This is a genomic window from Streptosporangium sp. NPDC049078 (assembly GCF_040648855.1).
Taxonomy (GTDB): domain Bacteria; phylum Actinomycetota; class Actinomycetes; order Streptosporangiales; family Streptosporangiaceae; genus Streptosporangium.
Window position 1 is genome coordinate 157,753 of sequence record NZ_JBEZEL010000009.1, and the last position, 23,377, is coordinate 181,129.

21 protein-coding genes and 1 riboswitch are annotated in these 23,377 nt (G+C 69.6%); of the genes, 16 read left to right on the forward strand and 5 right to left on the reverse strand.

Annotated features, from left to right (window positions below):
- Positions 1-325 precede the first annotated feature (325 nt).
- Positions 326-919 (reverse strand): hypothetical protein, encoded by a 594-nt coding sequence (locus tag AB0B90_RS17010; protein WP_362923290.1) that lies wholly within the window; start codon positions 917-919, stop codon positions 326-328.
- A 199-nt stretch (positions 920-1,118) separates the two neighbouring features.
- On the opposite strand from AB0B90_RS17010, the gene AB0B90_RS17015 reads away from it, so the two are divergent.
- The 4 genes from AB0B90_RS17015 to AB0B90_RS17030 all read left to right on the forward strand — a co-directional run bounded on the left by AB0B90_RS17015 (position 1,119) and on the right by AB0B90_RS17030 (position 7,288).
- Positions 1,119-2,729, forward strand: coding sequence for an ATP-binding cassette domain-containing protein (locus tag AB0B90_RS17015; RefSeq protein ID WP_350941564.1), 1,611 nt, complete (start codon positions 1,119-1,121; stop codon positions 2,727-2,729).
- Between the two features lie 64 nt (positions 2,730-2,793).
- The gene (locus AB0B90_RS17020; RefSeq protein ID WP_362898012.1) at positions 2,794-3,606 is read left to right on the forward strand and encodes a hypothetical protein; all 813 of its coding nucleotides are present in this window, start codon (positions 2,794-2,796) and stop codon (positions 3,604-3,606) included.
- 387 nt (positions 3,607-3,993) lie between these two features.
- Positions 3,994-5,838, forward strand: coding sequence for a hypothetical protein (locus AB0B90_RS17025; protein ID WP_362923292.1), 1,845 nt, complete (start codon positions 3,994-3,996; stop codon positions 5,836-5,838).
- A 160-nt stretch (positions 5,839-5,998) separates the two neighbouring features.
- On the forward strand, positions 5,999-7,288 hold the full coding sequence (locus tag AB0B90_RS17030; RefSeq protein ID WP_350941558.1) for a C40 family peptidase: 1,290 nt from the start codon (positions 5,999-6,001) through the stop codon (positions 7,286-7,288).
- Between the two features lie 173 nt (positions 7,289-7,461).
- Here the strand turns inward: AB0B90_RS17030 and AB0B90_RS17035 are convergent, their stop codons facing one another.
- Complete coding sequence (locus tag AB0B90_RS17035; protein WP_350941556.1) at positions 7,462-7,959, reverse strand: inorganic diphosphatase; 498 nt, start codon at positions 7,957-7,959, stop codon at positions 7,462-7,464.
- Positions 7,960-8,063: 104 nt separating this feature from the next.
- Here AB0B90_RS17035 and dacB point away from each other — a divergent pair, with 104 nt between their 5' ends.
- From dacB to AB0B90_RS17090, 11 genes are all read left to right on the forward strand, one after another.
- The gene (gene dacB, locus AB0B90_RS17040) at positions 8,064-9,449 is read left to right on the forward strand and encodes a D-alanyl-D-alanine carboxypeptidase/D-alanyl-D-alanine-endopeptidase (protein WP_350941554.1); all 1,386 of its coding nucleotides are present in this window, start codon (positions 8,064-8,066) and stop codon (positions 9,447-9,449) included.
- A gap of 51 nt (positions 9,450-9,500) precedes the next feature.
- Entirely contained in the window at positions 9,501-10,592 is a 1,092-nt protein-coding gene (locus tag AB0B90_RS17045; protein ID WP_350941553.1) for a zinc-dependent metalloprotease, read from the forward strand.
- A 24-nt stretch (positions 10,593-10,616) separates the two neighbouring features.
- The gene (tilS, locus tag AB0B90_RS17050) at positions 10,617-11,630 is read left to right on the forward strand and encodes a tRNA lysidine(34) synthetase TilS (protein ID WP_362923295.1); all 1,014 of its coding nucleotides are present in this window, start codon (positions 10,617-10,619) and stop codon (positions 11,628-11,630) included.
- A 12-nt stretch (positions 11,631-11,642) separates the two neighbouring features.
- Positions 11,643-12,200: a hypoxanthine phosphoribosyltransferase gene (hpt, locus tag AB0B90_RS17055; protein ID WP_350941551.1), complete on the forward strand. Its 558-nt coding sequence runs from the start codon at positions 11,643-11,645 to the stop codon at positions 12,198-12,200.
- Positions 12,201-12,480: 280 nt separating this feature from the next.
- Positions 12,481-14,487 carry an ATP-dependent zinc metalloprotease FtsH gene (gene ftsH, locus AB0B90_RS17060; RefSeq protein ID WP_350941550.1) on the forward strand — a complete coding sequence of 669 codons (2,007 nt, stop codon included), beginning with the start codon at positions 12,481-12,483 and terminating at the stop codon, positions 14,485-14,487.
- A 2-nt stretch (positions 14,488-14,489) separates the two neighbouring features.
- Positions 14,490-15,074, forward strand: coding sequence for a GTP cyclohydrolase I FolE (gene folE / locus AB0B90_RS17065; RefSeq protein ID WP_362898000.1), 585 nt, complete (start codon positions 14,490-14,492; stop codon positions 15,072-15,074).
- Positions 15,075-15,386: 312 nt separating this feature from the next.
- Positions 15,387-16,238, forward strand: a complete 852-nt coding sequence (gene folP / locus AB0B90_RS17070) for a dihydropteroate synthase (protein WP_362923297.1) — start codon at positions 15,387-15,389, stop codon at positions 16,236-16,238.
- Positions 16,235-16,675, forward strand: coding sequence for a nuclear transport factor 2 family protein (locus AB0B90_RS17075; protein ID WP_350941547.1), 441 nt, complete (start codon positions 16,235-16,237; stop codon positions 16,673-16,675). The genes folP and AB0B90_RS17075 overlap by 4 nt, the downstream gene beginning before the upstream one ends.
- Before the next feature lie 170 nt (positions 16,676-16,845).
- Positions 16,846-17,220 carry a dihydroneopterin aldolase gene (gene folB, locus AB0B90_RS17080; protein ID WP_350943518.1) on the forward strand — a complete coding sequence of 125 codons (375 nt, stop codon included), beginning with the start codon at positions 16,846-16,848 and terminating at the stop codon, positions 17,218-17,220.
- Positions 17,217-17,714 carry a 2-amino-4-hydroxy-6-hydroxymethyldihydropteridine diphosphokinase gene (gene folK / locus AB0B90_RS17085; protein ID WP_350941546.1) on the forward strand — a complete coding sequence of 166 codons (498 nt, stop codon included), beginning with the start codon at positions 17,217-17,219 and terminating at the stop codon, positions 17,712-17,714. The genes folB and folK overlap by 4 nt, the downstream gene beginning before the upstream one ends.
- On the forward strand, positions 17,711-18,163 hold the full coding sequence (locus AB0B90_RS17090; protein ID WP_350941545.1) for a DUF3180 domain-containing protein: 453 nt from the start codon (positions 17,711-17,713) through the stop codon (positions 18,161-18,163). Before folK ends, AB0B90_RS17090 begins: the two co-directional genes overlap by 4 nt.
- Before the next feature lie 22 nt (positions 18,164-18,185).
- Here AB0B90_RS17090 and AB0B90_RS17095 read toward each other — a convergent pair whose 3' ends face one another.
- From AB0B90_RS17095 to AB0B90_RS17105, 3 genes are all read right to left on the reverse strand, one after another.
- Positions 18,186-19,283: an acyltransferase gene (locus tag AB0B90_RS17095; RefSeq protein WP_362897993.1), complete on the reverse strand. Its 1,098-nt coding sequence runs from the start codon at positions 19,281-19,283 to the stop codon at positions 18,186-18,188.
- Positions 19,284-19,522: 239 nt separating this feature from the next.
- Positions 19,523-20,707 carry an NADH-quinone oxidoreductase subunit D gene (locus AB0B90_RS17100; protein ID WP_362923299.1) on the reverse strand — a complete coding sequence of 395 codons (1,185 nt, stop codon included), beginning with the start codon at positions 20,705-20,707 and terminating at the stop codon, positions 19,523-19,525.
- A 17-nt stretch (positions 20,708-20,724) separates the two neighbouring features.
- Entirely contained in the window at positions 20,725-21,942 is a 1,218-nt protein-coding gene (locus AB0B90_RS17105; RefSeq protein ID WP_350943517.1) for an aminotransferase class V-fold PLP-dependent enzyme, read from the reverse strand.
- Between the two features lie 124 nt (positions 21,943-22,066).
- Positions 22,067-22,182: riboswitch (SAM riboswitch) on the reverse strand.
- Between the two features lie 241 nt (positions 22,183-22,423).
- Between AB0B90_RS17105 and AB0B90_RS17110 the strand changes: the two genes are divergently transcribed.
- Positions 22,424-23,371, forward strand: coding sequence for a TerC family protein (locus tag AB0B90_RS17110; protein ID WP_350941539.1), 948 nt, complete (start codon positions 22,424-22,426; stop codon positions 23,369-23,371).
- Positions 23,372-23,377: the final 6 nt, after the last annotated feature.

Below are 23,377 nucleotides of genomic sequence, written 5' to 3' on the forward strand. Positions count from 1 at the left end.
GTGCTCCTCCCGTTGAGAACCCATGATCGGGAGAGTAATCAGCGCCACTGGCGAAACAAATACCTCATTGCAAACATTTTCAGACTTATGAATAAACGTACAGTCTTGCCCTGGTATGGGATTGTCCGTAACCAAAAGTGCAATACCGATAACGGTTTCGGTTGATCATCTTTTTCTGACAAAAATCCCGAAAAAGCACCTTAAATGGATTTAATTACTCATGTCAAGAAAAGTAATGATTTGTGAATTTTGTACCATATGACGGAGTCGACGGACCGGCAACCGGCCGACATCGCGTCGACCCGGTCGCGTCCTTGCATCCATCTCACGATGTTCTCCGGTTCTGAATCAGGGGGTGGAGGGGCTTGCCCCGCAGGGACGTCACGAACGGGTCGCCCTGGTCGGCGTTCCACGACGCCGGGGAGATCCGGCTGATGTTCACCTCGCGGCCGAGGAGGTGTTCCGCCGCTCGTGCCGCGTCGTACAGTTCGTCCTCGTCCGGGGAGCCCACCACGAGGACGTCGATGTCACGCGGGGGCGGCCCGGCCTGGTTCGCGTGCCGGGCGGCCCAGGAGCCGTAGATGTACGCCTCGTCGATGTTCTGGATCGGCCGGAGGAGGCGCGGCAGGACGGCTGCCGGGCCGAAGGTCACCGCCAGCAGGTCGGTGAGCGGCCTGGCGACGATCGTGTCGGTGTCGGCGCGGATGAGGCGGAGGTTGCCGTACCGTCTCTCCCGGGTCAGCCCGGCGGCGGCGAAGCGGTCCATCTCGCGGCTTACGGTCGGCTGGGATACGCCTGTCCGTTTGGCGAGATCGGTCGTCGAGTACTCCTTCTCCGGGTGGAGGTACAGCCAGGCGAGCAGTTCGCCCACGGCGTTGGACCGGAACACGGGAAGCAGCAACGGCGGAATGTCCCTCATAGATGAATAGTACTATGCATCTATAGCATACTTGCTACTCTGGGTAGCCGTTTGATTTCAAATCACTCCTGTTTTTGGAAGTGGAGGACTGCCCCGTAGTGGCACCGATCGCGATGCCGTGTCGTACCAGCGGAATCCAGATGCCCATAGGCGAAACCGGCGGGTACCCTGCGCGAGGGCCTTTTGAAAGGAAATCGTCGTGGGGCACGTTGAGGTCGGGCATCTGACGTACGTTCTGCCGGATGGGCGGCCGTTGCTGGACGACGTGTCCTTCCGGGTCGGCGAGGGGGTCAAGGCGGCGCTCGTCGGACCCAACGGGGCGGGCAAGACGACGCTGATGCGGCTGATCGCGGGCGACCTGCAGCCGGTCGACGGGAGCGTCGCCAGCTCCGGTGGCCTGGGCATCATGCGGCAGTTCATCGGCAGCATCCGCGACGGCAGGTCCGTGCACGACCTGCTGGTCAGCGTCGCCCCGCAGCGGGTGCGGCAGGCGGCCGAGCAGCTTGAGGCCGCCGAGCTCGTGATGATGGAGCGCGAGGACGAGAAGGCGCAGATGCGCTACGCGCAGGCCATCACCGACTACACCGACGCGGGCGGCTACGACATCGAGGTGCTCTGGGACACCTGCACGATGGCCGCCCTCGGCATGCCGTACGACGACTGCAAGTATCGCGAGGTCAACACGCTGTCGGGCGGTGAGCAGAAGCGGCTGGTGCTGGAGGCGCTGCTGCGAGGACCCGACCAGACGCTGCTGCTCGACGAGCCGGACAACTACCTGGACGTGCCGGGCAAGCTCTGGTTGGAGCGGGCGCTGCGTGAGACGGCCAAGACGGTGTTGCTGGTCAGCCACGACAGGGAGCTCCTGGCCAACGCGGCCGACCGGATCATCACCGTCGAGTCCGGCAACATCTGGGTGCACGGCGGAGGGTTTCGCACGTACGCCCAGGCGCGCAGGGAGCGCAACGAGCGCCTCGACGAGCTGAAGAAGCGCTGGGACGAGGAGCACGCCAAGATCAAGCGCCTGGTCCTCATGTTGAAGCAGAAGGCCAAGTACATGGACACCATGGCCGCCGCGTACCACTCGGCCCAGACCAGGCTGCGCAGGTTCGAGGAGGCCGGGCCGCCGGAGGCGGCGCCCAAGGAGCAGTTCATCAGCATGCGGCTCAAGGGCGGCCGGACCGCGAAGCGGGCGGTGATCTGCGAGAAGCTGGAGCTCACCGGCCTGATGAAGCCGTTCGACCTGGAGATCTGGTACGGCGAGCGGGTCGCGGTGCTGGGTTCCAACGGCTCGGGCAAGTCACACTTCCTGCGTCTGATCGCCGGGGAGGAGGTCAGGCACACCGGTGTGGCCAGGCTCGGCGCACGGGTCGTCCCCGGCCATTTCGCCCAGACGCACGCACGCCCCGAGCTCATCGGCCGGACGCCCTGCGAGATCGTCATGACCGAGCACGCCCGGCTCAAGAACGAGGCGATGAAGGTGCTGTCCCGTTACGAGCTGGCCGGGACCATCGCCGAGCAGCGCTTCGAGACGCTCTCCGGCGGCCAGCAGGCGAGGCTGCAGATCCTGCTGCTCGAACTGTCGGGCACCACCCTGCTGCTGCTGGACGAGCCGACCGACAACCTCGATCTGGCCAGTGCCGAGGCTCTTCAGGAAGGGCTGGACGCCTTCGACGGGACCGTGGTCGCCGTCACCCACGACCGCTGGTTCGCCGATGACTTCGACCGGTACCTGGTCTTCGGCGCCGACGGAAAGGTCTACGAATCATCCGAACCGGTATGGGACGAGGCCAGAGTGGTCCGGCAGAGGTAAAGACTCCGGCCGTTTCCGGCGTGTCCAGGTGGGCCGGGGACCGCGGGCCGGTTATCACGGCTAGGTGACGCACAGCACCCGAATCGTCGGCGCCCTCGCCCTCCTCCTCATCGGATGCGCCGGATGCACCGAAGACGAGCAGACGAAGCAGGCCGCCGCGCTCCAACCGCTCGCGGTCAGGGAGCAGGCCTCCTCCATCGTCAAGGGTGACGATGGGTATGTGGTGAATTGGGCAGGAGTGCTGGCCAACACCAACCCGTGGCACTTCGGCGAGCACGTCGTGGCCACCGTGGTGGCCAAGAACTCCCAGGGCAAGGAGGTCGTCCGGCTCGAACAGCCGCTGGACGCCGTGCCCCCCGCGGGGACGCTCCCCTTCACCGGCCAGGCGGTGACCCAGGACAAACCGGCCACCGTGAGCATCACGTACCGTCCGGCGCACTGGCACCAGGCGGGCCGGATCGTCTCGGCGTTCCAGCCCTTCCCGATCCGCGAGGTGCTGACCGACCGCACCGCCGACGGCGACTACCTCGTCACCGGCTACGTCGGCACCCCGTACGTGATACCGGCCCGCAGCCTGGCCGTCACCGCGCTCCTGCGCGACAAGCGGGGCAAGTTGCTCGGCGGCGGGAGCACGTTCGTGGACAACGTCCAGGCGGGGCAGAAGCGCCGGTTCATCATGCAGATCAAGAGTGTCCAGAACACCCGCGACATCGCCTCCGCCGAGGTGAGCGCACGCACCTGGGGGTCGAGCAGCCGTCCCTTCGAGCAGCTCGCCCTCGGCGGTTCCCTGCCGCTGAACACGGTCAAGCCGAAGATGCCCCCGTTCGCCAAGGACCGGGGCAGGCAGGCGCCCCTCGCGGGTGCCGGCCACCCGTGAGTGATCGCCGAACGCCCTGACGGCCCGTGGTCGCTCGTCCGTGATCGGCCGGGTGTTCGGCACCGTCCGCCCGTGGTCGCGGGAGGTCCGGCACCGTCCGCCCGTGGTCGCGGGAGATTCGTCATCGTCCGCCCGTGGTCGCCGGACGTTCCGGCCGTCCGCCCGTGGTCGTCCGTCCTTGGCCGCGGGGCCGGACGCCCGCGGTCGGGAGACCTTCCACAGTGCTCCGATATGCACGCTCAATTCGGGCTATATGGCCATTCTCTGGTATTTATAATTGTCATTCACGTCAGATTCTTACTTGATTCGATGACATTTCAAAGACAATCGAAGTTGCCGTCCGCGAAGTGCTGCACTCGCGGTTACTCAGCGCTTACCTTCGATTACATGACTGACGGTGCCCTGGTCGCAGCGCTGTGCGCGAGGAGTCCCGGAGCCCTCGCCGATCTCTACGACTCATACGCGGAAAGCATCTACCGATACTGCCGTTCTATGCTCGCCACCTCCGGCGCCGCCGAGTCGGCGCTCCTCGACACCCTCATCGCCGCCGAGGCCCATGTTCACGCGCTCACCGACGCCCGTCGGCTGGAGGCGTGGCTGTACGCACTCGCTCGGGGGGAGTGCGTACGGCGTGATCCCGGCGAGGGGAACGGCCCGCAGGACCCCGCTCCGGCGGTCGCCGCCGGAGGCGACGCGGACCTGCGGGTGATGGCCTGGAACGCCACGCGGAGCCTGTCACCCGACGACCGGGAGATCCTCGACCTGAGCTGCCGCCACGGCTTCGGCCCCATCGACCTCGCCGCGGTGCTGGGCGTCACCCCCAAGGTCGCGGGCGCGCTGTACGAGTCGGCGAGGGAGCGCCTGCGCGACGTCGTCACCACGGAGGTCCTCGTCCGAAAGGGGCCCTACGACTGCGCGAGCCGGGCCCGCATGCTGACCGGCCTCGGCGGCGAGCTCACACCGGAGGCGCGTGAGCGGGTCATCCGCCACGTGAACCGCTGCGACACCTGCGCCCCGCACCGGGTCAGGCAGGTCTCCGCGGCGAAGGTCTACGACCTGCTCCCCCTCGTCGCGTTGCCGCCCACGCTGCGCGCGTGGGTGATGAGTCACTTCACCGCCCCCGAGCGGGTCCCCTACCGGCGCGACGTCGCCGATCGAGCCGGTCCTCTCGACGGTGCCGGGTTCCCCGTCGGCAGGGTTCGCGGGAGCCGTCGCAGGCCCTACGCGCTCGCCGGCGCGGCGGCCGCGGTCGCCGCGGTGACGGCGCTGGCCCTGGTTTTGGTCCAGGCGGGGATCGGGTCGCAGGGCACGGGTTCCGATGCCGCCTCGGACGCGTTCCCGGCGGTGGTGGAGCCTTCGGACTCCTGGAGAGCAGGAGAATCCGGGCGAGAGGGCGCGCCCGTGACGTCGGAACCCGTCGGGGAGGGGGCGGCCGTCGAGCGGATCGGTTCGCTCGGGGTGACGGAGCCGGTCAGTGCCACCGGACCCGACCTGCGGAGCGACCGGCGGCCGGGAGTGCCGGGCCCGGTCGGCCACCGGGGGGAGAGCCGGTCTCGGCAGCCGGGTGACGAACCTCCGGGCGAAGGGCCACCCGGTCCGGTCGGTGACGGGTCGTCCGGCGAAGGGCCTGCCGACGAAGGGGCATCCGATGACGGGGCGCCGGGTGATGGAGCGGCCGACCGTCCGGCCGCTCCCGCGGAGAACCCGGCCATGCCCTCTCCGCCCCCGTCGCCGGTGCCACCGGGTGCCCCCGGGATCGGCGCGCCGGACAGGCACCACCCATCCCGTGATCACCACGGACACTCCTCCCGCCGCTGCCGGACTCCTCATCGGCCGGCGACCCCGGCGCCCCCGTGGACGGCACCAGGCTCTCCTCGGGCGAATCCAAGGCCACCGGGCGACGTGACAGGCCCGAGGGGAGAGCACCGGCCTCCGCGCATGGCCCCGACACCTCGGCGGACCGACTTGAGGCCCCCGCGAGCCGACGCGAGACCTCCGCGAGCCGAGCCCGGACCTTCGCGAGCCACGTTCACCCACCCGCGACGTTCGCGTGCCAACCCCGACCACCTGACGTCCGGCCGAGGGGAGGCCCCTGACGATTTCCGGCCCGCGTCCACCGGTCCTGGACGGACCGGGGAGGGGGCGGGTCCGGAACGGATCTCGACCAGCGCGGATCGCGGGCAGACCCCTGTCGGCGAGGATAGTGTGGCGGGCGATGGCTACGGTGAGTAAGTGACATGTGTGTTCAGAGTGACGAACGGGAATGCTGAGGTAGGCCGCCTGGTACGCGGTGACGCGTCGTGTCGCGTCGCGCCGCGTCGCGCGGACAAGACCGCGACACGTGGCCGGACCGCGAAGAGGCGGTGACAAGGGGGACTCCGGGGGGAGACGCATGCATTCAGTCAGACGGCGCCGTCATGCCGCCGCGGTGGCGGGCCTCGCCTGTTGCCTGATCGCCGGGCCGGGGCTCCCCGCCGGCGCTGTTCCCGGTCGGCCGGGACCGGCCGACGACGCCGTACGGGGCGGCGTACCGGCTCCGTCGGCGGGTGAGGTCGCCGAAGCGCGGGCCGTCGCCCGCGAGCGCGGTGAGAGGCTCGGCGCGACCACGGTCCAGGTCGCCGAGGCGCAGGCCAGGCTGGAGGAGCTGGTCGCCGAGGCGGAGCGCCTCGTCGAGTCGTACAACGGGGAGCTGGTCAAGACGGCTCGCGCCAAGGAGCTCGCGGAGCAGGCGGCGGAGCGGGCGAGGACGGCGGGCCTGGAGGTCGGGGAGGCCCGTGAGGCGGTGGCCGCGATCACCGCTCAGAGCTACGGCGGCCTGGACATCACCCAGCCCATGATGGCGATGATGACCGACAGCGGCGGCCCCATGGACGACGGCTATCTGCGCCGGGCCAGCATCCTGGTCCACATGGGCGGAGGGCAGGCGGAGACGCTCAAGCAGCTGCGGGACGCCCAGGAGGTCTTCGCGATCCTGAAGGCGCAGGCGGACGACGCCTACACCGAGCGACAGGAGGCGCAGGCGAGGGCGGAGGAGGCGAAGCTCGCCGCCGAGGAGGCCGTCGCCGAGCAGGTCGAGGAGACCCGGCGGATCAAGGAGGAGCAGGCTCGGCTGGAGAAGCTGGCCGACGAGGCGCGCGACGCCGCCGACCTGCTCGCCAGGAGGCGCGAGGCGGCCCTGGAGCAGGCCAGGATCGCGAGGGAGAGCGCCGAGCGCGCTCGACAACAGGCCGCCGCGGTGCGCCGGGAGGCGGCGCGGATGGCGGTGGCCTCCGGAGAGACCGCTTCGCGCTGGGCGCTCAATGTGACGGCCGGTTCCGCCAGGGGCGACATCGCCGCCGACTGGGCGCTCACCCAGCTCGACAAGCCGTACGTGTGGGCGGCGGCCGGGCCGTCCGCCTACGACTGCTCGGGGCTGACCATGCGGGCCTGGGAGCGGGTGGGGGTCGCCCTGGACCACTGGACCGGCACCCAGTGGACCGCGGGCCCGCACGTGCGGCTCAGTGAGCTCCAGCGGGGTGATCTGCTCTTCTACGGGCAGATCACCGGCGATCCCGGAGACATCCACCATGTGGGGATCTACGTCGGCCGAGGGTTGATGGTGCACGCCCCGCAGACGGGGGACGTGGTGAGGGTCGCGCCGATGTGGCGTAGCGATCTTGTTGGCGCGACCCGTCCCACGTGACGACCGGCCAGAGGACGACCGGCTGAGCGGTGACCGGTCGGAAGGCGACCGGTCGGGGAGTGACTGTTCGGGGGGGCGAACCGTCGGGGAGTGTGAGTCGGTCGGAGGATGATCGGTCAGGGGGCGAACGGTTGGGGAGCGGGCTGAGGACCGGGTAATTATCCGGTCAAGGATCAGTGTTTTCCGTGGGTGTCGTCCTTGGCGCGCTTGATGGAGCGGACGATCTCCTCTTCCGCCTCCACCCTGCCGACCCAGTTGGCGCCCTCGACCGACTTGCCGGGCTCCAGGTCCTTGTAGACCTCGAAGAAGTGCTGGATCTCCAGGCGGTCGAACTCGGGAACGTGGTGGATGTCGCGAATGTGTTCCATCCGGGGGTCGGTGGCGGGGACGCACAGGACCTTGTCGTCGCCGCCCTTCTCGTCGGTCATCCGGAACATGCCGACCGCCCGGCACTTGATCAGGCAGCCGGGAAAGGTCGGCTCCTGGAGCAGCACCAGGGCGTCGAGAGGATCACCGTCCTCGCCGAGGGTGTCTTCGATGAAGCCGTAGTCGGCGGGATACTGCGTGGAGGTGAAGAGCATGCGGTCGAGCCTGATGCGGCCTGACTCGTGGTCCACCTCGTACTTGTTCCGTTGCCCCTTGGGAATCTCAACGAGAACGTCGAACTCCACCGCGTTTCCTCCACTCAACCCCCCGGGCACCCCCGGTTGGGCGTTAATGTCTCGTAGGCGTTTTATGCCTTTTGGATACGGATGATGAGAGGACGGCGACGGTAATGCGGCGTGAGCGGTGGGTGGCGTTGGTCACTCTCGTCCTGCTGCAGGTTTTCGTCGTCGCGGCCGGGGCGCACCTGCTCGCCAGCGGTGTGCTGGTCGCGGGTGAGCCTGAGACGGTCGTCGTGTCGGCCGAGCCGCCTCCCGTCCCGATCATCACCGCGGGTCCGGTGCTGGCTGCGGGGGGGAGCGGCCCTCTCCCCGCCAAGGGTACTTTGGCGGGGCGGCTGACCGAGGCGCTGGGTGACCCCGCACTGGGACGAAGTGTCGGCGCCGCGGTTCTCGACGCGGAGACGGGCGCCCTGCTCTTCGACAGCGGGGCCGCCACGGGCATCACCCCCGCCTCCACCACCAAGGTCGTCACCGCGGTCGCGTCGATGGCCTCACTGGGACCGGACGCCAGGCTGAGCACCCGCGTGGTGCGGGGGGCCTCGCCGGGCTCGATCATCCTCGTCGGGGGCGGCGACCCCACCCTGGCCAGTCCCAGAACGGCGGCGAGCCCGGTCTATCCCCGGCCCGCCTCGCTCACCGTCCTCGCCGCACGCACCGCCAGGGCGCTCAAGGAGGCCGGGGTGTCCAAGGTGACGGTCGCCTACGACGACTTCCTCTACACGGGGCCGCGCACCGCCGCCACGTGGAAGCCCGGCTACGTGCCCGAGGGGAGCGTCGCCCCCGTCACGGCGCTCATGGTCGACGAGGGCAGGGCCGCGCGGGGAAGTGACCGGCGGGTCTCCGACCCCTCCCGTACGGCGCACGGCGCGTTCGTGTCGCTGCTGTCGAAGTACGGGATCACGGTCTCCAAGTCCGCCAGGCGGTCCAAGGCCCCGGCGGGCGCGCAGGAGATCGCGAGGGTCGACTCCGCGCCGGTCTACGCCCTGGTCGAGCGGGCACTCACGCTCAGCGACAACGACCTGTCGGAGGCGCTGGCCAGGCATGTGGCGATCAAGGAGGGGGAGCCGGCCTCGTTCGACGGCGGCGCCGCGGCCGTCGGCAAGGTGCTGACCAGGCTCGGCGCGGCGAAGGGGGTGCTGGTGTTCGACGGCAGCGGGCTGTCGCCGAAGAACCGCATCGCCCCGGAGGCGCTCGCCCGGCTGGTGGCGGCGGCGGCCTCCCCGGCCAATCCCGGCCTGCACCCGATCATCAGCGGCATGCCGGTCGCCGGCTTCAGCGGCACCCTCGGGCACCGGTTCGACAAGCTCCACTCCGCCTACGGGCTGATCCGCGCCAAGACGGGCACCCTCGACGGGGTCAACACGCTGGCGGGCATGACCACCACGCGGAGCGGACGCATGGTGACCTTCGCCTTCATGGCGGACAAGGTCCCGCCCGGCTGGGGCAAGGCGGAGGCGGCCCTCGACAGGCTCGCCGCCGCGGTCGCCGCCGGTTGATCACGGGTTCCGGGTGCGCGACTCGGGGGGAGAGCACGTACGGTGGACGGTATGCAGGTGATCGACTGGGATCTTGCCGTAGCGACCGGAACGCGCCTGGTGCGCCCCGGGCCGCAAGTGAGCCGAGAGGAGGCCCGGCAGGCCGTCGCCGACTTACGGCGGCTCTCGCGCGAGGCCGAGGGGCATGTCCGCGAGTTCACCCGAATCGACACCGAGACCGCGCCGCAGACCGCGACCGTCGTCGACAGGCCGGGTTGGATCAAGGCCAACATCGACGGGTTCCGGGTGGTGCTGGAGCCGCTCACCGAGCGGATGGCGGCGAGGGGGAGCCAGGCGCCGGCGATCGTGGGCGCCGTGGGTTCACGCATCACCGGGGTCGAGGTGGGCGCGGTGCTGGCCTTCCTCGCCTCCCGCGTCCTGGGGCAGTACGAGCTGTTCCTGCCGCCCGACCCGACGGGCCAGGCGCCCACGGGGCGCCTCACGCTGGTCGCGCCCAACATCGTCCACGCCGAGCAGGAACTCAACGTCAACCCGCGTGACTTCCGCCTCTGGGTCTGCCTGCACGAGGAGACCCACCGGGTGCAGTTCACCGGCGTCCCCTGGCTGCGTGAGTACGTCAGGTCGCAGACGACCGACTTCCTGCTCGCCTCCGACATCGACCTGCCCGCGCTGCTCGAGCGGTTGCGTTCGGCCGCCGGCACGTTCACGGACGTCGTCAGGGGCGGTGAGGGCAACCTGATCGACGCGATCCAGACGCCCGAGCAGAAGGTGATCCTCGACCGGCTCACCGCGGTGATGACCCTGGTCGAGGGGCACGGCGACTACGTGATGGACGCGGTCGGCCCCTCGGTGGTGCCCTCGGTCGCCGACATCCGCGCCAAGTTCCACCACCGTCGCGAGGGCGGGTCCCGTCTCGACCGCACGGTCCGAAGGCTGCTCGGCCTCGACCTCAAGATGAAGCAGTACGCCGAGGGCTCCGCCTTCGTCCGCACGGTCGCGGGACAGGTGGGCATCGACGGCTTCAACAAGGTCTGGACCTCGCCGGAGACGCTCCCCACCCAGGACGAGATCTCCAATCCCGCGCGCTGGATCGCCAGGGTGAACGGCACTCCGGCCATTCCCGCCGGGGGTGCGGTCGGCTGACCGGCAGGGCGGACAATGGCGGGCATGGGTCCGCATCCCGCCGTCGCCGACGTCCGACGCGCCGTACGGCTCGCACTGGACGACCTGGAGCCCGGTGCTCTCGTACTGGCCGCGTGCAGCGGCGGCGCCGACTCCCTCGCCCTGGCCGCCGCGCTGGGCTTCGTCGCGCCCCGCGCGGGGCTCCGTGCCGGTCTGCTCAGCGTCGACCACGGCCTGCAGGAGGGCTCGGGCGAGCGTGCGGGCGACGTCGTGCGGCTCGCGCCAGGGCTGGGACTCGATCTCGCCGAGGCGCTGCCCGTCTCCGTCGGCACCTCGGGCGGACCCGAGGCGGCGGCGAGGCAGGCGAGGTACGCGGTCCTGTCCGAGGCCGCGGAACGCCTCGGGGCGGCGGCCGTGCTGCTCGGGCACACCAGGGACGACCAGGCGGAGACCGTACTGCTCGGGCTGGCCAGGGGGAGCGGCACCCGGTCGCTGGCCGGGATGCCCGCGCGGACCGGGATCTATCGGCGTCCGCTGCTGGAACTCGGCCGCGCGACCACCGTCGCGGCCTGCGCGGCGCTCGGCCTGTCCCCATGGGGAGACCCGCACAACCTCGACCCGCGCTACACCCGGGTCCGGGTCCGGGAGCGGTTGCTGCCCGCCCTGGAGGACGAGCTCGGCCCCGGTGTCGCCGAGGCGCTCGCCAGGACCGCGTCCCTGTGCCGCGACGACGCCGACGCGCTCGACGCCTGGGCCGGGGAGTCCTACGCCCGCGTCGCCGTGAAAGATTGCGCTCTTAGCGATATCGCGACGGTGACGGTGGCCGTACGGGACCTGGAGGATCTTCCCGTCGCGGTGCGGCGGAGGGTGTTGCGCAGGGCGGCGATCGACGCGGGAGCGCCACCGGGCACGCTCGCCGCCTCGCACGTCCTCCAGGTCGACCGTCTGATCACCGCGTGGCGGGGGCAGCGGTGCGTGGAGGTGCCCGGGGGGGTGAGGGTGGTTCGCCGGTATGACACCCTGATACTCGCCAGACAGCCAGCCAGCCCCGTTTCGTAAGGAAAATTCCAGGTGGACGCAGCTGACATGGGCCGGGACCTCTCGAAGGTCCTCATTCCCGAGGATGAGCTCCAGGCCAAGATCAAGGAGCTCGCGAGCCGGATAGACGAGGACTACGCGGGGCAGGACCTGCTGATCGTGGGCGTGCTCAAGGGCGCGGTCATGGTGATGGCGGACCTGGCCAGGGCCCTGCGCCTGCCCGTGCAGATGGACTGGATGGCCGTCTCGTCCTACGGGGCGGGCACCAGGTCGTCGGGTGTCGTGCGGGTGCTCAAGGACCTCGACACCGACATCGCGGGACGCCACGTGCTGGTCGTCGAGGACATCATCGACTCCGGTCTCACCCTGTCGTGGCTGGTCCACAACCTGAAGTCGCGCAACCCCGCCTCGGTGGAGATCTGCGCCGCGCTGCGCAAGCCCGACGCGATCAAGGTGCCGATCGACGTGAAGTACATCGGTTTCGACATTCCCAACGAGTTCGTGATCGGTTACGGCCTCGACTACGCCGAGCGCTATCGCAACCTTCCCTTCATCGGAACTCTCGCCCCTCACGTATACGGAGCGGGCTGAAAAGTACGCCCTGCGCGAAGTGTGTCATTCACAAACGCGACATTGCCCATAGCGGCGGGGAACACGGACCTACCTGACGTACGTTGGTAGGGCAAAGCCGGTCTGTCCGCGCGGTGACCCCGCGCGCCATGCCGGTGTACCTTCGGACAACCGAAGAGGTGGCCTCCCGCCGTCTCTGGGTAGTCAGTTGGAGCGGTTAGGGATACCGCGAGCCCCGGGTTCGCCCGGGGTTGCCAGGCTCTGGTCAGGAAGGGACGGGCCCGCCGGGGTTCCGCATCGGATGGATCTCAAGCGATTTACACGTGGGCCACTGCTGTGGATCCTGGGCATCGTCGTTCTGCTCCTTCTCGTCACCACGATGTGGGGCGGTGAGGGCGACTTCGAGAGGCGAGACACCTCACAGATCGTCAGCTGGATCGACGAGGGCAAGGTCTCCAACGCCAAGATCATCGACAAGGACCAGCGCATCGAGGTCACTCTGACCGACAAGAAGCGCTACTACTCCATGTGGGTGACCGGCCAGGGCATACAGCTCGCCGACAAGCTGCAGGCGGCGGAGTCGGCCAACAAGCTGCCCGGTGGATACAACGTCGAGGTGCCCAGGGAGAACTTCCTTCTCGGGCTCCTGGTGAGCTTCCTGCCGATCGTCATCATCGTGCTGATCTTCCTGTTCATCATGAACCAGATGCAGGGCGGCGGCTCGCGGGTGATGAACTTCGGCAAGTCGAAGGCGAAACTCATCACCAAGGACACCCCCAAGACCACCTTCGCCGACGTCGCGGGTGCCGACGAGGCGATCGAGGAGCTCCAGGAGATCAAGGAGTTCCTGCAGGCCCCGACGAAGTTCCAGGCGATCGGCGCCAAGATCCCCAAGGGCGTCCTGCTCTACGGCCCGCCCGGCACCGGTAAGACCCTGCTCGCCAGGGCCGTCGCCGGTGAGGCCGGGGTGCCGTTCTACTCCATCTCCGGTTCCGACTTCGTCGAGATGTTCGTCGGCGTCGGCGCCTCCCGGGTCCGCGACCTGTTCGAGCAGGCGAAGGCGAACGCTCCGGCGATCATCTTCATCGACGAGATCGACGCGGTGGGCCGCCACCGCGGTGCCGGTCTCGGCGGCGGCCACGACGAGCGCGAGCAGACGCTGAACCAGCTCCTCGTCGAGATGGACGGCTTCGACGTCAAGGGCGGCGTGATCCTGATCGCCGCGACGAACCGCCCCGACATCCTCGACCCGGCGCTGCTGCGCCCCGGTCGTTTCGACCGCCAGGTCACCGTCGACCGCCCCGACCTGGAGGGCCGCAAGGGCATCCTCAAGGTGCACGGCCGCGGCAAGCCCTTCGCCGAGGGCGTCGACCTCGACATCATCGCCCGCAGGACGCCCGGTTTCACCGGTGCCGACCTGGCCAACGTGATCAACGAGGCCGCGCTGCTCACCGCCCGGGCCGACCAGAAGCTGATCACGATGGAGCTGCTCGAGGAGTCCATCGACCGGGTGATGGCCGGTCCCGAGCGCAAGTCGCGCCTCATGTCGGACCAGGAAAAGAAGATCATCGCGTACCACGAGGGCGGACACGCCCTGGTCGCGCACGCGCTGCCCAACTCCGACCCGGTCCACAAGATCACGATTCTGTCCCGCGGACGCGCCCTCGGCTACACGATGACGCTGCCGATGGAGGACAAGTTCCTCGCGACCCGCTCGGAGATGCTGGACCAGCTCGCGATGCTCCTCGGTGGCCGTACGGCCGAAGAGCTCGTCTTCCACGAGCCCACCACCGGCGCCTCCAACGACATCGAGAAGGCCACCTCCATCGCCCGCCGCATGGTCACCGAGTACGGCATGAGCGAGCAGCTCGGCGCCCGTAAGTTCGGCAGCGGCAACGGCGAGGTCTTCCTCGGCCGCGAGATGGGTCACGAGCGCGACTACTCCGAGAAGATCGCCTCCACGATCGACGAGGAGGTCCGCCGCCTCATCGAGTCCGGCCACGACCAGGCCTGGGAGATCCTCGTCGAATACCGCGACGTGCTCGACAACCTGGTGCTTGAGCTGATGGAGAAGGAGACCCTCTCCCGCGACCAGGTCCTGCAGATCTTCGCCCCGGTCGTCGTCAGGGAGAAGAGGCCCTCCTACTCCGGTTACGGCAAGCGGCTGCCCTCCAACCGCCCGCCGATCCTCTCCCGCAAGGAGCAGTCGGGCAACGGCACGCTCCCCCCGGGCGAGCAGGCCGACGGCAACGGCGCCCTTCCGGCGGGGACGGGTCACCCCGACACCGCGCCCAAGGACGTGAACTGAGCGTGGCGGGTGCCAGGCCGCTCCAGGTCGACACGGTCCGGCTGGAAAACGCTGTTCGTGAGATCCTCATCGCCATCGGTGAGGATCCCGACCGTGACGGGCTCCAGGCGACCCCCGCCAGGGTCGCCCGCGCCTACGCCGAGCAGTTCGCCGGGCTGGGGCAGACCCCGGAAGACGTCCTGACCACGGTCTTCGACGTCGACCACGACGAGATGGTGCTCGTCCGCGACATCGAGGTCTACTCGACCTGCGAGCACCACCTCGTGCCGTTCCACGGCGTCGCCCACGTCGGCTACATCCCCAACGAGAAGGGCCAGGTCACCGGCCTGTCCAAGCTCGCCCGCCTCGTCGACGTGTACGCCAGGCGTCCCCAGGTGCAGGAGAGGATGACCTCCCAGATCGCCGACGCGCTCATGAACGTGCTGGAGCCGCGGGGGGTGATCGTGGTGATCGAGTGTGAGCACCTCTGCATGACCATGCGGGGTGTGCGCAAGCCCGGTGCCAAGACGATCACCTCGGCCGTGCGCGGAAGCTTCCGCGACAGTGACAAGACCCGCGCCGAGGCGATGGCCCTCATCATCCGCTGATCGCCTTCACGCGTGCATTCGAGACACACCCCGTCAGGACCGCCGATCGGCGGCCCCGGCGGGGTTTCCGCGTTGTGGAGGGTTGTGGCCGGAAGCCCTGATTCTCCGTCACGGCCGACCGGTGCCTGGTACGTTGCTCGCGTCGGACGCCGCCGGGCGTACGCCGCCCGCGTCCGCAGGAGCTGGAGGAGAACGCATGCCGGCCAGACGTCCCCGAGGGCCGTCCGCCCGGTGACGGGTGTGCGGATTCGTTATGGCACAAGCCGGACCCACGAGACGGGCGTATGGTGCGCAACGCCTAGGCTGGTCGCCATGACGACGTGGAGTGTGCCCGGGCTGCCGGACGCGGGCCGGTGCCTCGTTATGGGCGTGGTCAACGTCACTCCCGACTCCTTCTCCGACGGCGGCAGGTGGTTCGACCCGGTGGTGGCCGTGCGTCACGGCCTGGAGCTGGTCGAGCAGGGCGCCGACATCGTCGACGTGGGCGGCGAGTCCACCAGGCCCGGCGCCGCGCGGGTGCCCCTGGAGGAGGAGCTGGCCAGGGTCGAGCCGGTGATCAGGGAGCTGAGCCGCGAGGGCGTCACCGTGAGCGTCGACACCATGCGGGCCGAGGTCGCCCAGATGGCCGTGGAGGCAGGGGCGAAACTGGTCAACGACGTGAGCGGAGGGCTCGCCGACCCGGCGATGCCGAGGGTCGTGGCCGCCTCGGGCGTGCCGTACGTGGTGATGCACTGGCGGGGGCACAGTCACGCCATGGACCGCAGGGCCGTGTACGGCGACGTGGTGACCGAGGTGCGCGAGGAGCTCGCCAAGCGGGTCGCCTCCGTGCTGGCCGAAGGCGTGGCCGAGGAGCAGATCGTGCTCGATCCGGGGCTGGGCTTCTCCAAGAACCCCGAACACAACTGGGCTCTGATCGCGGGCATCGACAGGCTCGGAGAGCTGGGATACCCGCTGATCATCGGAGCCTCGCGGAAACGCTTCCTGGGTCGCCTCCTGGCCGACCGGGACGGCGCGCCGCGCCCTTTCAGTCGTAGTGACGACGCCACGCTCGCCGTGACCGCGCTCGCCGCGCAGGCGGGGGCCTGGTGTGTACGCGTGCACGACGTCCGCCCGAACGCGGACGCCGTCCGTGTGGCTGCCGCAGTTCAGGGAGCGAGATCATGAGCGTCGACACCACCGCCGTCGAAACGGTCAACCAGGCGTTCTACACCGCCATCGAGGACGCCGACCTCGACAGGATGACCGAGATCTGGGCCGAGGACATCGAGGGTGAGCAGGTGAGCTGCGTCCACCCCGGCTGGCCGATCGTGAACGGCCGGCAGGAGGTGCTGCGCTCGTGGGCGCTCATCATGGCCAACACGCCCTACATCCAGTTCGTGCTGACCGACGTGCGGGTCATGGTCCTGGGCGACGTCGCCATCCTCACCTGCGAGGAGAACATCCTCACCGCCGGCGACGAAGGTGACGCCAGCTTCGCGGCGGGCAAGGTGGTCGCGAGCAACACCTTCGTGCGGACGTCGGCGGGGTGGCGGCTCTGGCTGCACCACGGCTCGCCCGTGCTGCAGGGGGACGACGAGGACGAGGACGAGGAGGCCGCGTGATCGCCGCCGAGACCCCCTCGTCCCCCGAGACGCCCCTGCGGATCGACGACGCCGTCAGCGACCTGATCGGGGATCCGGCCGACGAGCCGGTCGGCGGCCCGGCCGAGGGTTCGCTTCGAGACCCGCTGGAAGGTCCGGCCCCCGGCGCGTACGGGGACGCGGCGCACGGCCTGCCGCCGGGCGCGGCCGACCGGATCAGCCTGAAGGGGCTGCGGGTGCGCGGCCGGCACGGCGTGCTGGCCGCGGAGCGGGAGCTCGGCCAGGAGTTCGTCGTCGACGTCACCCTCTTCCTCGACACGGCGCCGGCGGCGGCCGGGGACGATCTGACCAGGACCGTCCACTACGGCGAGCTCGCCGAGGACCTCGCGGAGGTCGTGCGGGGCGAGCCGGTCGACCTGATCGAGACGCTCGCCCAGCGCCTCGCCGACGTCTGTCTCGCCCGCGAGCTCGTCCAGGTGGCGGAGGTGAGCGTGCACAAACCCGCCGCGCCGATCCCGCTGCCGTTCGACGACGTGATCGTGACGATCACCCGGGGCCGGGCATGAGGGTGGTCCTGGCGCTCGGCGGCAACCTGGGCGACCGGTTCGAGACCCTGAGGGGCGCGCTCGACGCCCTCTTCGAGAAGCCGGATCTCACGTTCGTCGCGGTGTCGCCGGTTTACGAGACCGACCCGGTCGGCGGTCCCGAGCAGGGCGCCTATCTCAACGCGGTGGTGATCGCCGAGAGCGCGCTGGAACCTCGGGCGCTCCTCGATCGTGCTCACAGTGTGGAGAACACCTTCGGCAGGGTCCGGGTGGAGCGCTGGGGAGCGCGCACGCTGGACATCGACCTGATCACCGTGGGGGACGTCGTGATGGACGATCCCGACCTCACGCTGCCGCACCCCAGAGCGCACGAGCGCGCGTTCGTGCTGGTCCCCTGGGTGCGGGCCGATCCCGGGGCGGTCCTGTCCGGGCGCCGGGTGGCCGACCTGCTCGCCGGTCTCGACCAGGGTTACGTACGGCCGCGTCCCGACCTGATCCTGCGGGGGCCCGCGTGAGGCCGACCCGCCCCGGCGTTCTCGTCGGGCTTCTCATCGTGTTCGCGATCCTCACCTGGGCGCTGCTCAGGCCGCTCTACTCGTCCCTGCCGACCGTGCCGTGGACGGCGATCCCGACGGTGCTGCTGCTCGCGATCGGCGAGTTCTACACCGGGTGGATGACGAAGGCCAGGATCGAGCGCAAGCCCGACACCGAGCCGGTCGAGCCCCTCGCCGTGGCCCGTCTGGCCGCCCTCGCCAAGGCCTCCGCGTTCGGTGGCGCGGTCTTCGGCGGGATCTTCGCCGGGTTCACCGTCCACACGGTGGAGATGCTGGAGCAGGAGGTCCCCCGCAGGGACTTCTTCATCACCGGCGGGTCGCTGCTGGCGTGCGTGCTGCTGGTCTGCGCGGCCCTGTACCTGGAGCACTGCTGCCGGGTTCCCAAGGACTCCGCGGGCGACGAGCGCTGAGACCCCGCGCTGAGACACCGCGCTAGCGGCGCCTCGCCGTCCACTGGCGTCCGAAGAGCATGATGACCGGAAGCGTGCAGATCAGCGCTCCGGCGATGGCGAGGGGACGCTCCAGCCACCAGAACAGGTCCAGCCGTACCCTCTCGCCGGGGCCGCTGCCCACCAGCCACCAGGTGAGCGCCACCCAGATCGCCATGCCGGTCGTGTGGAACAGGAACAGCGGGAGCGCGAACCGGTTCACCGTCTCGTTCACGCGCTGCCACCTGGGCCGTACGAGCAGGCGTTCCATGGACGGCCTCAACACCTCCACCAGGCCGATCTGGAAGATCAGCAGGGCCACGATGACGAAGGTGGGCGGCGCCATGTTGGACAGCTTGTCGCCGGGAACGCCCACCATCGACCCGGGGTAGATGCCCGAGTAGACCAGGCCGAAGAGGGCGAACAGCCCGGTCCACAGGATGGCGACGTCGAAGCGGCGGGGAAGCGCCACCACCCGGTCGTAGAAGAATCCGGCCTGGTGGGCGAGCCCCCAGACGATGATCATGTTGAGCCAGCCCACGGCCTCGTACCCGTAGCGCAGCCGCAGCACGTCGACGACGAGCGCCGCCCCCGCCAGCCAGATCAGGGCGAGCACGTCGTAGTGCCGGTGCAGCCAGAGCGAGATCGGCAGCAGGGCGATCAGCACGAGGTAGACGCCGATGAACCAGAGCGGGCTGATGACGAGCAGGACCACGCGGCCCATCCACTCGATCCCGAACGCCCACGTCACGATCACACCGAACACGATCCAGGTCCCGGCGAGCGCGAGCGCGGGGATCGCGAGACTCCGGATGCGCCGCCACACGAAGGTGCCGATGCCGACCCCGCGCTCGCAGGCCCGGTTCCACGACAGGAGGTGCACGTATCCGCCCACGTAGAAGAAGAGCGGCAGCACCTGCAGCAGCCACGTGAGGATCCACAGCCCCGAGGTGAAGCCCAGCGGGCTCGTCGGCGAGGGGCCGTCGGGCCCCCACTGCAGGATCGTGAACGCCCAGTGCCAGACGACCACGACGATCAGGCTGAGCGCGCGCAGCCAGTCGACGTACCGGTCCCGCCGCGGCCCGTCCGTGGCGGGAGGCACCTCGGCCGGTACGGAATCCGAGGTCGCGGTGCTTCCGGAGCGGCTCTCGGTGGTTTCCGAAGTCCCAGAGGTTCCTGGTGTCCCTGGCGTTCCGGATGGCCCGGAGGTTTTCGGCGTTCCGGGGGTTTCCCGGGATTTCGAGGCGGAGGGCGCGGGAGGAGCGGGAGGAGGTGTGGAGGGTACGGGGGTCGCCCTCTCCTGGTCTCCGCCGGATTCGATCATGCGGTTACAACCGTGCCTTACTTGTCGATGTCGCCGACGACGAAGAACATCGAGCCCAGAATGGCGACCATGTCCGAGACCAGGTGGCCGGGGAGCATCTCGCGCAGCACCTGGACGTTGTTGAAGGAGGCCGAGCGGAGCTTCATCCGCCACGGCGTCTTCTCCCCGCGCGAGACCAGGTAGTAGCCGTTGAGGCCCAGCGGGCTCTCCGTCCAGGCGTAGGTGTGGCCCTCGGGCACCTTCAGCACCTTGGGCAGGCGCTGGTTGACCGGCCCCGGGGGCAGGTCGACGAGCCGCTGCACGCAGACGTCGGCCAGGTCGAGGGAGACCTTCACCTGTTCGAGCAGCACCTCGAACCGGGCGTGGCAGTCTCCCGCCGACCGGGTGACGACCTTCACCGGCAACTCGCCGTAGGCGAGGTACGGCTCGTCCCTGCGCAGGTCGAGGTCGACGCCGGAGGCGCGGGCGATCGGGCCGCTCACGCCGTACTGCATGATCGTCTCGCGGTCGAGGACGCCCACCCCGCGCGTGCGGGCGAGGAAGATCTCGTTGCCGGCGATGAGGTTCTCGATGTCGGGCAGTCGCCGCCGCACGTCGGCCACGGCCTGGGCGACCCGGCCGGTCCACCCCGCGGGGATCTCCTCCTTGAGGCCGCCGACCCGGTTGAACATGTAGTGCATGCGCCCGCCGGAGATCTCCTCCATCACGGCCTGGAGGGTCTCGCGCTCCCGGAACGCGTAGAAGACCGGGGTGATCGCGCCGAGCTCCAGCGGGTAGGAGCCGAGGAACATCAGGTGGCTGAGCACCCGGTTGAGCTCGGCCATCAGCGTGCGCGTCCAGACCGCCCTCGCCGGCACCTCCATGCCGAGCATCCGCTCCACCGCGAGCACGACGCCCAGCTCGTTGGCGAACGCGGACAGCCAGTCGTGCCGGTTCGCCAGCACGATGATCTGCCGGTAGTCGCGCACCTCGAAGAGCTTCTCGGCGCCCCGGTGCATGTAGCCCACGATCGGCTCGGCGGAGCCGATCCGCTCCCCGTCCAGCGTGAGCCGCAGCCGCAGCACACCGTGCGTGGACGGGTGCTGCGGCCCGATGTTGAGGACCATGTCCTCGGTCGCGAGGTCCTTGCCGTCCGCCCCCCGTACGGCCTCGGCTCCAGCCCCCATCCCCACGCTCAGCTCACGGCGCGCGCCTTCAGTCATAGGGCCATGCTGTCACGTCAGCCGCGCGAGGCAAGATCCCGCAGGGCGCCGATCAGTCGGTCGACGTGCTCGGAGGTGGTCCCGATGCCGATGGAGGCGCGGACGGCGGAGGCGGTGACGTCGTCGCAGCCGCCGTCCTTGGCGCCCAGCAGGTGCCGTACGAAGGGGTGGGCGCAGAACTTGCCGTCGCGGACCCCGATGCCGTAGTCGCCGGACAGGGCCTCGGCGACCTCGCGGGCGGTGAAGCCGTCCACCACGAAGGAGACGATGCCGACGCGCGGGTGGTCCGGGCCCCACAGGGACAGCTCGTGGACGCCGGGGACACCTGCGAGGCCCGCCCTCAGGCGCCGGAGGAGGTGCTCCTCCTCGCGGACCAGCGGGGTCCAGCCGGTGGCGGACAGCGCGTCGCAGGCCGCGGCGAGCGCGATGGCGCCCAGCACGTTCGGGGTTCCGGCCTCGTGCCGCGCCTCGGGGTCGTCGTGCCACTCGGTGTCGTCGTCGTTCACGGCCTTCACCGCCCCGCCGCCCCGCAGGTACGGCTCGGCGTCGGCGAGCCAGTCGGAACGGCCGATCAGCGCGCCCGTGCCGAACGGCGCGTAGAGCTTGTGGCCGGAGAAGACCACGTAGTCCAGGTCGAGGGCCGTCAGGTTGAGGCGGCGGTGCGGGACGAGCTGCGCGGCGTCGACGAGGACGCGGGCACCGTGGCGGTGGGCGATGTGGGCGAGCGCCGCGATCGGCCACAGCTCCCCGGTGACGTTGGAGGCGGCGGTCACGACGAGCAGCTTGGGGCCGTCGATCGAGGCGAGGGCGTCGTCGACGGCGCGGACGGCCTCGCCGGGGAAGGCGGGGGCCGCGAGCCGCACGACCCGCTCCCAGGGCAGCAGCGAGGCGTGGTGCTCGGTGTCGAAGACCACGGTGGTGGTGCCCTCGGGCAGGCTGCGGGCCAGCAGGTTGGTCGCGTCCGTGGTGTTGCGGGTGAAGATCACCGAGTCGTCGGGGCGGGCGCCGACGAAGGCCCGCACCGTGTGCCTGGCCTGCTCATAGCGGGCCGTGGTCAGCTGGGACGCGTACCCGGCGCCGCGGTGGACGCTGGAGTAGGCCGGGAGCGCGGCGGCGACGGCGGCGCTCACCGGCTCCAGACAGGGGGCGCTCGCGGCGTAGTCGAGGTTGGCGTAGCGGACGAGCCTGCCGCCCCTGACCGGGACCTCCAGGTCCGAGCCGAGCACGGCCGGGATCGGCCGGTCACCGGACGCGCGGGTCTCGGGGACGGCGGGGGTGGCGGGGGTGCTGATCGTGAGGGTGGACACGCCATGGCTCCTTCGAGGTCATCGGACCCCAACCCATGGCACAGGTGCCTGGAGCCCGCGCTTGTCCGGCACACCTCGTGCCGGACCAGGTCCTCACCCGGGGCACCCCGCCGCGGACGCGAGGGTTGCCGGCCAGCGAGCCGGGGCTTGTCACTGGCACTCATGACCTACGGAGGCACTATAACCGACGTCCCGCAGTGGCCCGCAAGTCCGAAAGGTGAGCGTCCTGGTATCCGGGGCAGGAGCCGGCGCCTGGGAGCGTCCGGCGAATTGACGGCGAGTTGTGATGAAAGGAAGGAACTCGGGGCCTTTCCCGGTCGTCCTGGAGTCAGCCGAAGAAGGTCAAGCCGGCTGGATGATCGCGCGTTCGAGCGTTGGCCGAAGAAATCGGCCGAAGAAGGAGAAGGCCATGGATTGGGTGACCAACCCCGAGATATGGATAGGTTTTTTCACCCTTGTCGCCCTGGAGATCGTCCTTGGGATCGACAACATCATCTTCATCTCGATCCTGGTGGGCAAGCTCCCGCCCGCGCAGCGTGACAGGGCACGCAAGATCGGTATTTCCGTCGCCCTGCTCAGCCGTCTCCTCCTGTTGTTCGCGCTGTCGTGGGTGGTGAGGCTCACGACGCCGATGTTCGAGGTCTTCGGGCAGGGGATATCGGGGCGCGACCTGATCCTGATACTCGGAGGCCTGTTCCTGCTGGGCAAGAGCGTCCACGAGATGCACAGCAGCCTGGAGGGGGACTCCCACCACTCCGAGGGCAAGGTGGCGGCGTCCTTCACCTCGGTGATCATCCAGATCATGATCCTCGACGTCGTCTTCTCGCTCGACTCGGTGATCACCGCGGTCGGCATGGTCGACGAGCTGGGCGTCATGATCGCGGCCGTCATCGTCTCGGTCATCGTGATGCTGATCGCCTCCGGGCCGATCAGCCGCTTCGTGGACCGGCACCCGAGCATCAAGATGCTCGCCCTGTCCTTCCTGGTGCTGATCGGCGTCGTGCTCATCGCCGAGGGGTTCGAGCAGCACATCCCCAAGGGCTACATCTACTTCGCGATGGCGTTCTCGCTGCTGGTGGAGCTGCTGAACATCCGGATGCGCGGCAAGGCGGGCAGGCGCAAGCCGGTCGAGCTGCGTTCTCGCTACGGTGCCGAGGACCAGTCGGGTCGTACGGACTCGGTGGACGGCACGGACGGCACGGCCCCGAAGGACTCGGTGGACCTTGCGCACCGGGCCGATCCTGAGGCTCCGGTGACCGCGGTGGCCCAGGGGGTTCCGGCGAGCCGGACCGGTCCCGCGGACGGAGTGGATGAATCATCCGAAAAGGGAAATTCGGACAAGCGGCCCGACTCCTGACCAGGA

Coding starts and splice junctions, on each gene's coding strand:
- dacB (WP_350941554.1), top strand. CDS start 8,064: ATGCGGCGTGAGCGGTGGGTGGCGTTGGTCACTCTCGTCCTGCTGCAG.
- AB0B90_RS17045 (WP_350941553.1), top strand. CDS start 9,501: ATGCAGGTGATCGACTGGGATCTTGCCGTAGCGACCGGAACGCGCCTG.
- ftsH (WP_350941550.1), top strand. CDS start 12,481: ATGGATCTCAAGCGATTTACACGTGGGCCACTGCTGTGGATCCTGGGC.
- AB0B90_RS17030 (WP_350941558.1), top strand. CDS start 5,999: ATGCATTCAGTCAGACGGCGCCGTCATGCCGCCGCGGTGGCGGGCCTC.
- AB0B90_RS17025 (WP_362923292.1), top strand. CDS start 3,994: ATGACTGACGGTGCCCTGGTCGCAGCGCTGTGCGCGAGGAGTCCCGGA.
- AB0B90_RS17010 (WP_362923290.1), bottom strand. CDS start 919: ATGAGGGACATTCCGCCGTTGCTGCTTCCCGTGTTCCGGTCCAACGCC.
- tilS (WP_362923295.1), top strand. CDS start 10,617: ATGGGTCCGCATCCCGCCGTCGCCGACGTCCGACGCGCCGTACGGCTC.
- folK (WP_350941546.1), top strand. CDS start 17,217: ATGAGGGTGGTCCTGGCGCTCGGCGGCAACCTGGGCGACCGGTTCGAG.
- AB0B90_RS17110 (WP_350941539.1), top strand. CDS start 22,424: ATGGATTGGGTGACCAACCCCGAGATATGGATAGGTTTTTTCACCCTT.
- AB0B90_RS17075 (WP_350941547.1), top strand. CDS start 16,235: ATGAGCGTCGACACCACCGCCGTCGAAACGGTCAACCAGGCGTTCTAC.
- folP (WP_362923297.1), top strand. CDS start 15,387: ATGACGACGTGGAGTGTGCCCGGGCTGCCGGACGCGGGCCGGTGCCTC.
- AB0B90_RS17100 (WP_362923299.1), bottom strand. CDS start 20,707: ATGACTGAAGGCGCGCGCCGTGAGCTGAGCGTGGGGATGGGGGCTGGA.